7 protein-coding genes are annotated in these 8,684 nt (G+C 59.2%); 1 reads left to right on the top strand and 6 read right to left on the bottom strand.

Annotation, left to right across the window (positions count from 1 at the left end):
- Positions 1–81: 81 nt before the first annotated feature.
- The 6 genes from lpdA to RJQ10_RS06355 form a co-directional block, all read right to left on the bottom strand.
- Positions 82–1,494 carry a dihydrolipoyl dehydrogenase gene (gene lpdA, locus RJQ10_RS06380; RefSeq protein WP_350144773.1) on the bottom strand — a complete coding sequence of 471 codons (1,413 nt, stop codon included), beginning with the start codon at positions 1,492–1,494 and terminating at the stop codon, positions 82–84.
- Positions 1,495–1,496: 2 nt separating this feature from the next.
- On the bottom strand, positions 1,497–3,071 hold the full coding sequence (locus RJQ10_RS06375) for a dihydrolipoamide acetyltransferase family protein (RefSeq protein WP_350144771.1): 1,575 nt from the start codon (positions 3,069–3,071) through the stop codon (positions 1,497–1,499).
- Positions 3,068–4,102, bottom strand: coding sequence for an alpha-ketoacid dehydrogenase subunit beta (locus RJQ10_RS06370; protein ID WP_350144769.1), 1,035 nt, complete (start codon positions 4,100–4,102; stop codon positions 3,068–3,070). The genes RJQ10_RS06375 and RJQ10_RS06370 overlap by 4 nt, the downstream gene beginning before the upstream one ends.
- A 27-nt stretch (positions 4,103–4,129) precedes the next feature.
- Positions 4,130–5,095, bottom strand: coding sequence for a thiamine pyrophosphate-dependent dehydrogenase E1 component subunit alpha (locus RJQ10_RS06365; protein WP_350144767.1), 966 nt, complete (start codon positions 5,093–5,095; stop codon positions 4,130–4,132).
- Between the two features lie 248 nt (positions 5,096–5,343).
- Positions 5,344–6,099, bottom strand: a complete 756-nt coding sequence (locus RJQ10_RS06360) for a GntR family transcriptional regulator (RefSeq protein ID WP_350144765.1) — start codon at positions 6,097–6,099, stop codon at positions 5,344–5,346.
- A 3-nt stretch (positions 6,100–6,102) separates the two neighbouring features.
- Positions 6,103–7,440, bottom strand: coding sequence for a cytosine deaminase (locus RJQ10_RS06355; RefSeq protein WP_350144763.1), 1,338 nt, complete (start codon positions 7,438–7,440; stop codon positions 6,103–6,105).
- A gap of 113 nt (positions 7,441–7,553) precedes the next feature.
- On the opposite strand from RJQ10_RS06355, the gene RJQ10_RS06350 reads away from it, so the two are divergent.
- Positions 7,554–8,672 carry a M24 family metallopeptidase gene (locus tag RJQ10_RS06350; RefSeq protein ID WP_350144761.1) on the top strand — a complete coding sequence of 373 codons (1,119 nt, stop codon included), beginning with the start codon at positions 7,554–7,556 and terminating at the stop codon, positions 8,670–8,672.
- Positions 8,673–8,684 lie beyond the last annotated feature (12 nt).

Raw genomic sequence — 8,684 nt, 5'->3', positions numbered from 1 at the left:
GTCCAACGAACTCACGCTTCTTAAGAAAACCCATACACCGCCTCGTCCGGTATACTCATTGTATGCCTTAACTAGCTGGACTCACTGGTGCAGCGCTTTGCCCATGGCATCCAACACCGCCTCGTGCATGGATTCAGATAGTGTCGGGTGAGCGAAGACTACGCGGGCCAATTCAACGTCCGTGGCCTCCAGATGGCGCGCCACAGTGAATGCCTGGATCTGCTCCGTCACCTCCGGCCCAATCATGTGCGCGCCAAGAAGCTCGCCAGTATCATCGTCGACCACAACTTTGACCATACCGTCGCCTTCACGCATAGCAAGCGCCCTGCCGTTGGCCTGCATATTAAAGCGACCCGTCCTGATCCGGCGGCCGTCAGCGACGGCCTTCGCTTCCGTCAGGCCGACGCTGGCAACCTGCGGCCGCGAATAGGTACATCCAGGAACCACCGTTAAGTCCAGGGGGGGCGTATCCGGTACGCCCGCCAGATGCTCAACGCAGCGAACCGCTTGGTGAGTCGCTTTGTGTGCCAGGCATGGTGCGCCAGCGACATCTCCTACGGCATAAAGGTCTGCAACGTTCGTTCGCCCCCAGGCATCCGTGGCAATGAAACCATCGCGCAATTCCACGCTGAGTGCCTCAAGGCCGAGACCCGCGACATTGGCAAGCACTCCGGCAGCCACCAGAATACGTTCGACTTCTATAGTCTCGGATGTGCAGCCTGGGTCCTCAATACTTTCGAGCTGGCAGCACCGACCCTGTTCGCCTTCGGTGACGTCCACAACCCGGTGGCCGGTTAGCACGCGAATACCGCGTTTCTCGAAAGCGCGTTGCAGGTGACGGGAGATTTCCTCATCTTCAAGCGGCAGAATGCGCGGGGCCTGTTCGACAACGGTGACGGACGTCCCGAGGTCCGCGTAGAGACTGGCAAATTCCACGCCGATCGCACCGGATCCTATTACCAACAGAGAGCTTGGCAAATCTGCCGGTGCCAGCGCTTCAAAATAGCTCCAGACCTGCTCCCCATCAAACGCAAGGCCTGACAGCTCGCGCGGGGAGGCACCGGTGGCGATAACGATGTGCTCGGCAAAAAAGTGGCGCTCACCCCCGTCATCGGCTCTCAAAATGATTTCGCCTTTGGCCACCACCCTGGCGCTGCCACGCAAAACAGTCACATCATTCTGCCGGAGCAGATGATCAACCCCCCCGGCGAGCTGGTCGGCTACGCGTCGACTGTGCCGCACAATACCCGCAAAGTCCGGCTCGCCGCCGCTACCAGCGAATCCCAGTTCCTGGGCCGTCACCAGAGTGTGGGCGACTTCGGCCCCGTGCAGCATTGCCTTGGTGGGAATACATCCCCAATTGAGGCAAATCCCGCCCAATGCGTCGCGTTCTACCAAGGCCGTTTGAAGCCCGAGCTGCGCCGCCCGGATGGCAGCGACATAACCGGCGGGACCGCCGCCGATCACGATCAGATCCCAGTGCGAGGAAGGCATGCTCAGGCCAACATCAACGCGGGGTTACTAAGAAGGAACCGCAGGCGTCCCAGCAATTCCGCTGCAACAGCGCCGTCGAGAATACGATGGTCAGAGCTCAACGTAAGGTTTACCAGCGAACCAATAGCCAGTTGATCGCCATCGACCACCGGCTCTCGCCGAATTGCTCCGACCGCCAGGATGGCGGACTGGGGCGGGTTGATGATGGCGTCGAAGTTGCGCACGCCATACATACCCAGATTGGAAACCGTGAATGTACCGCCCTCGATATCTTCAAGCCGCAATTGGCCGGCCTTGGCCTGAGTGGCGAGTGAACGCACTTCACTGGATAGCTGTAGCAGTGTTTTACTACCGACATCGCGTACGACGGGGGTGATCAGCCCCGACTTGGTTGCCACGGCAACAGCGATGTCGACCCGCTCGAACCCACGCAGTTCGTCGGCAACATATTGCACATTGCAGTGAGGCAGCTCCTGGAGTGCACAGGCACAGGCTTTCACCACCAGATCGTTGATGGAGACACGTGCCTCGGGAAGTTCGGCGTTAAGGGTGTCACGCAGGCGTAAAAGCTCGTCTACGCGAACATCGCTACTGACGCGAAAATGCGGGGATGTCTGCTTGGATGCCTGCAGGCGGTCGGCAATCGTGCGCCGGGTGGCGGAGAACGGCAGCACGCGGAATGCCGGCCCTCCCTGTGCTTCGGGTGCCACCGCTGTGCCCTCCATGCCGCCCGCTACTGTTTGCTCCCGGCTGCGGAGGACCGCCAGCACCGCAGCCTTGGTGACGCGCCCGCGGTCCCCTGTTAGCGGGACATCGTTGAGATTGACCCCCGCTTCGCGGGCAAGCTTCCTGGCCAGCGGTGTCGCGCGGACCGCGCTGTCATCCGCCGTACTCGGACTTCCGGGCACATTTTCGGCCGGCCGTTCTGGCCTGGGCAGGCTGCCCCCCTCTGCGACTACTGCCTCTCTGATGTCAGCAACCGATACGCGCCCACGCCGTCCACTACCAGGGATACGTGAAAGGTCCAGACGGTGCCGTTCCGCCAGCTGTGCTGCATGTCGGGTTAACGGTACCTCCATCGTGTTCACCTCTCCCTCGCCAAGGCTCAATGACTCAGGTATCACGATTCTGCCAGGCGCGGGCTGACTCGTTGTCGCGGTAGTATCCGGCGCCGGGCGCCGAGAACTCTCTACCTGTGCTGTATCCTTCGACACCGCAGGTGATGCCTCTGCAGGAGGCGCCGGCGCATTGCTGATGGTGCCCTCAGGCTTCGATCCCGAGGCCGCTGTTGACTGTGCCAAATAGGCATCAATCTCTTCGTCAGAGACTGCCTGGTCCGCCGCAACACCGATTAGCCCCCCCACAGGGAGCGAGTCGCCTTCCGCCACCAGCTTCCGCCGCAAGATACCAGCGGTATGAGCCTCAAGCACGTTCGCAATTTTGCTGCTCTCGATCTCGGCAATATCTGTACCCGCAGCAAAACTATCTCCCTCTTCCAGAAGCCAGCGGGTAACCGTTCCTTCCTCCATGGAAAGCCCAAACTTGGGTATCTCCAGGCGGATGATGCCATCAGTCATGCTGCAGCTCCCCGCTTCGGAGCAGCCGCATCCAGCATCTCACGCACGCTACCAGCAATGCGCTCTGCGTCCGGGAAGTAGGCGCTCTCCAGTTCTGGCGCAAATGGGATCGGCGTATGGGGCGGGGTCAGCAAGCGCACAGGTTGGCTCAACGCATAGAAGGCTTTCTGGGCAGCGATAGCAGCGACCTCCGAAGCAAAGCTGCAAAACGGATAGGCCTCTTCAACCACCAGCAGCCGGCCGGTTTCCTCAAGTGACTCAATGAACGAGATCTCATCGAACGGGGAAACGGTCCGCGGATCGAGCACAGTGCAAGCGATGCCTTCGCTCGCCAACTGGTCCGCCGCCTCAATGGCGAACTTCACCATGCGGCCGGTAGCCACGATTGTGATGTCACTACCATCGCGGGCAAAACGCGCCTCGGCGAATGGAATCGAGTAGTCCCCATCCGGAACCTCGTCCTTGTCGTCGTAGAGTCCTTTGTGCTCGAAAAACATCACTGGGTCGTTATCGCGGATCGCGGTGATCAACAAGCCTTTGGCGTCATAGGCGTTAGAGGGGACCACCACCTTCAAGCCCGGTATGTGAGCGAATAGCGGATAGAGGCTCTGGCTGTGCTGGCACGCGGCGCTGAACCCACCCCCCATCTGCATGCGAATCACCAGCGGCACTTCGGCTTTGCCGCCGACCATGTAGCGCAGCTTCGCCGCCTGATTCATGACCTGATCCAGGCAGCAACCGATGAAGTCGCAAAACATCAGTTCTGCCACTGGGCGCATACCGCTCACCGCCGCGCCCACTGCAGCGCCTATATATGCCATCTCGCTGATCGGGGTATCGATAATCCTATCTGGAAACTCGCCGTAGATACCTTTGGTCACCCCCATTACCCCGCCCCAGGGATCGACTTCCTCACCCTTGCCGCCCGCGCCACCGACGATGTCCTCGCCGATCAGGAATACCGATGGATCCCTACGCATTTCCAGGAGAAGCGCTTCATTGATCGCCTCGCGAATGCTCTTCTGTGGCATGGTTCTTCTCCCTTGGTCGATTGTCGTTCAGTAGCTGCCGTATGCGTCGCGGTACAGCGTTTCCACGGCGGGCGGGGGGGCTTGCTTGGCCTCGACAATATAGCCATCAATCTCAGCAATCACAGCCTCGTCAATTTCGTCCAGCTGTGCCACCGTCAGCAGCTTGTCGCCCTCAACACGCCGCCGAAACAACATCAGGGAGTCGCGCTCCTTCTTGATGGCATCGACCTCGCCCTTGGGCCTGTAGGTCGCCGGGTCGCCCTCAAAGTGCCCGTAGTAGCGCGACAGTTTGGAGTGAAGGAGGGCTGGACCTTTGCCCTCCCGCGCCCGCTTGATCAGACGTCTTGCAGCCGCCTCGACAGCAAAAAAATCATGGCCGTCGGTTTCCTCGGCGACCAGCCCGAACGCCTCGGCGCGCTTGAGGATGTCGCCAGCCACGGCATATTCGGCGGGGGTAGCCTCCCCATAGCCGTTATTCTCTAGAACAAAGATAATCGGCAGATTCAGCACCTTGGAAAGGTTCAGCGACTCGAGCACAGCGCCTTCATTATATGCACCATCGCCAAAAAAACTGACTGCGATATTGTCAGTGCCACGCAGTCGGGCCGCGAGTGCAGCGCCACATGAAAGGGGGGCACCAGCACCGACGATGCCATTCGCGCCCAGCATGCCCATCCCTATGTCCGCCATGTGCATCGAGCCTCCCTTGCCGTTACACAGACCTGAAGCACGGGCGAAAATCTCGTGCATCATGGCACGCACATCGCAACCTTTGGCAATAGTGTGGCCGTGCCCCCGATGCGTACTTGAAATATAGTCTTCCCGATTCAAATTCCAGCATACACCGACCGCACTGGCTTCCTGCCCAGCCGACAGGTGGATGAAGCCCGGGACATTCCCCAGACTGTTTTCGCTGTGAATCCGATCTTCAAACTCCCTGATTACGCGCATGGTACGGTATGCACGCTGCAACTCGGATTTCTTGAACGCCATGGATGCTCTCCTCCACGCGCCGCAGCAATGCGACGCATTAATAACGTATCACGATATGTGATCACACATTAAATGTCAATTCGAGGCGCTGAACTAAAATTCCATCACGTGATCAAATCAACGGTTGCCAGCGTCGACTGAAAATGCCTCGCCTGCCAGGCTGCCTGGCAACCCGGAGAAGCGGTGCCCGCCACAGCAAGCTGGGCGCGCCGGTGCGGATGGGCTTCAAAGCCTCACCGCTGCTGCGTTCAGGCGATGGGTCGCGGGCCCACATTGTCGAACATGTGGCTGTCTACGAGATATTCCGCGAGCGTCTGCACATCGTGCACGATCGCATCGCGAATCTTGTCGGAATCCCGCTCCTGCAAAGCCTCAATAATCTGGATATGAAAAGTACTGTTCCAGATGAGGTCCGGCGACAGGAAGGAGAAAAAAGTAAACGGCCCCATTTGCAGCCAGAGGCTTTCGATCATCGGCACCAGTACCGTGCTACGCGACGCCTGGTAAAGGGTAAAGTGGAACTCCTTGTTGCAGGAAAGTACCCGCCGCACCTTGCGCTCCTGTACCCCGTCCATCATTTCAATATTCAGTGCATGCAGACGGTCGATAAGTTCTGGGGTCGCGTTGGCACATGCCTTGACCGCCGCCTCACCCTCCAGCATAGAGCGCCAGTGCACCAGTTCATCCAGCTTCTCCCGGCTCATGTCAGGCACGATGACCGAGCGGTTGGGGAGGACCTCGAACGCTCGCTCGGCAATCAGGCGATTGATCGCTTCCCGAACGGGCATAAGGCTGGTGTTGAGTTTTTCGGCCAGTTTCCGCAGGCTGACTGTCTGGCCAGGAAGAAACGCGCCCACCATCAGGCCGAGCTTGAGCTCGTCGTAGACCCGCTCCTGAATTGATGGGGCACGGGTTTTCCCGGCGCTCTTCTTTACCGGCGACTTTGTCTTCGTCGCGCGTAACGTGGTGCTTTTGCTATTATTCGCTTTGCTGAGCTTTGTCATATGCTATCTACCTGCCGCACCTTTTGTTGGACTCGGTAGCATACCGAATTCCGGGAGCACCGGGAAATTCTCTACGCCGTTACGGACCAGATGCGCCGGCGGCGAACGCCTTGCAACAAAGGCGTCGAGGCTTTGCTCACGATAGATCACCAGGTCTGCTATCGCGCCCTCGGCAATCACACCAACACCATCCAGGCGCATCATTTGCGCCGGGTTACGGGTAACCGCGGCAAAAGCCTGCGGCAACTCCTGGTCGAGGTGCGCCATCAGCACCCCACTGGCGAGCACCTCTCGCATGTCATAGTCGCCGAACGGATGAAAGGGATCACGACAGTTGTCGCTTGCCAGAGCGGTCAAGACGCCCATCTCGTGCATTTCGCGCAACCTCGTGATGCCGCGGATCGACGGTGTCGTGCCAGACGTCCGGCCCTGCAAAAACGCATTTGTGAGCGGCAAGGCAACTACGGCGATCTGGCTTTCCCGAACTTGGATGAGGGTTTCCCGGACCACCTCCGGAGACTGCAGAGCGAGGCTGCAACAGTGACCCACCACTACCCGACCCTCATAGCGGGTACGCTGTACACTGGCTGCAATCTCCGCAAGACCCCGCGACGCCGGGTTTGCGTTCTCGTCGACATGAAAGTCAAGATCAAGCTCGCGCTCCGCCGCGACCCGCAACAGCCGGTCCAGATGCGTAGCCAGGTCGCTGCCGGCAAGACCCATTATCGCGCAGCCAAGAACACCACGATGCATCAGCACCCAGTCTGCCAAGCGCTCCAATTCCACCGTATCGCGGAGCAAATCAAAATCAACCAGAGCGGCGGGCTGTAGTCGCATTTTACCCAGCCACAGCTGCTGAACCTCTGCAAAGGCTTCCCAAATCATCTCCCGCCAGGGTTGGTCGGAGAGGAGATGCGTTCGCATGGCAGATGTACCATGCGCCCAGGCACAAGCGACTCCGAAATGCATACGCCCGATCACGTCCTGCAGGCTCCAGTGGCGCGACATGTCCTCCCGCTCAGCCTGGATAGCGCCTCGGAGCGTGCCGTCAGGGTTGGGAACCCTTTGCAGCGTATGCGTCTTGTCCAGGTGCGTATGTACGTCTACATAGCCGGGCAGAACCACTCCGCCGGCCGCGTCCAGGGTTCTGCACGCGAGCGGGGCCACAGCCCCCGCGGGGCCCACTGTGCGGATCAAGCCGTTCCGTAATTCGATATCCACCAGCACGCAGCCGCCTTCTGACACCAATTCGAAACGCCCCTCAAGAAGGCTGCCGGGTACCCGCGCATTGCAGACTTTCAGATGCCCGCCCCCGCCGTCCCCATACGACTCGTTACTCATAGACTAAGCCCTCGAGATGCCTGGCATTTTCTGATATCTTCCATTATGATCATAAATTGTGATCTAATATTCGAATTAAAACAAGCGCCCCCCATGAACGCAGAGGAAAGCTCGTGTACGGATCCAGCATAATAAACCGCCTGTGCGCCAACCTGGTCGCACAGGGACTTGATGCCCTGGTGACCGCTTCGCCAGAAAACTTCAGCTACGTCAATGGGATAGTCGTTCCATCGCAGCCATTGATGCGATGGCGGCATGCCCTGACCATCGTCCGCAGCAACGGCGAACGCACCGTAATAGTCGTCGACATGGAACACTCAACAGTGGCCCAAAGCCTTCCGGGAGTGGAGATCGTACCATGGGGCGAGTTTACCGACCGTCCCATGGAGGTGCTGGCAGCCGTGCTCACCGACCTTGGCCTGGACCGCGGCCACGTCGGGATGGAAATGGATTACCTGCCCGCCCGGGACTATCTGGAACTGGCCCAGCTACTGCCCGGCGTCACCTGGCTCCCTTGCGAGGAACTGCTGGCCCGCCAGCGCCAGATAAAGACGCCGGAGGAAATTTCGCTATTACGGCGCCTGTCACGGATTTCTGACCAATCCATCCTCGACGCATATCAGGCTGTTGCCGCGGGCGACTCTGAAATGGATATTGCCGCAGCACTCACTCGCGGCGTATTCACTCTGGGTGCGGAGAGCTTCAAGCTGATGATCGTCGCCACCGGCGAACGTAGCCAGCTGCCCAACGTGGGGCCTTCTGAACGGCGCCTGAAAAATGGGGATATCTGTCGGGTAGAAATTTTTTCCATGCTGAACGGCTACCATGCGGGCGTCTGTCGTACCGCCATGGTCAAATCGGCTCCTCCGGAGGCGGAGCGTATATGGGCACATCTTCACGAAGCCAAGCTTCTCGTGCTAGATATGGCAAGGCCCGGGGCGAGCACCCGTAATATCTACGAGGCGTTTATCGCCCACCTGGATAAAATCGGGTTGCCAGCCATCAAGTTCATCGGCCATGGCATTGGCCTGCATCTGCACGAGGAGCCCTATCTCGGCATGTATGACGACCAGCCGCTGGAGCCTGGAATGGTTCTTGGCGTAGAGCCACTGGTTTACGAAACCGGCTACGGCTTCGGCATGCAGAACAAGGACATGATCCTGATTACCGAAGAAGGCTGTGAATTGCTTTCTGACGTCTCAGACACAGAATACCTGATTCGGGTCGACTAGGACCCAACCGTA

Origin of the sequence: Haliea sp. (assembly GCF_040222615.1) — a bacterium.
Taxonomy (GTDB): Bacteria; Pseudomonadota; Gammaproteobacteria; order Pseudomonadales; family Halieaceae; genus Haliea.
The sequence above is the reverse complement of the archived record's forward strand: the minus strand, read 5'-3'. Positions and strand labels throughout refer to the sequence as shown.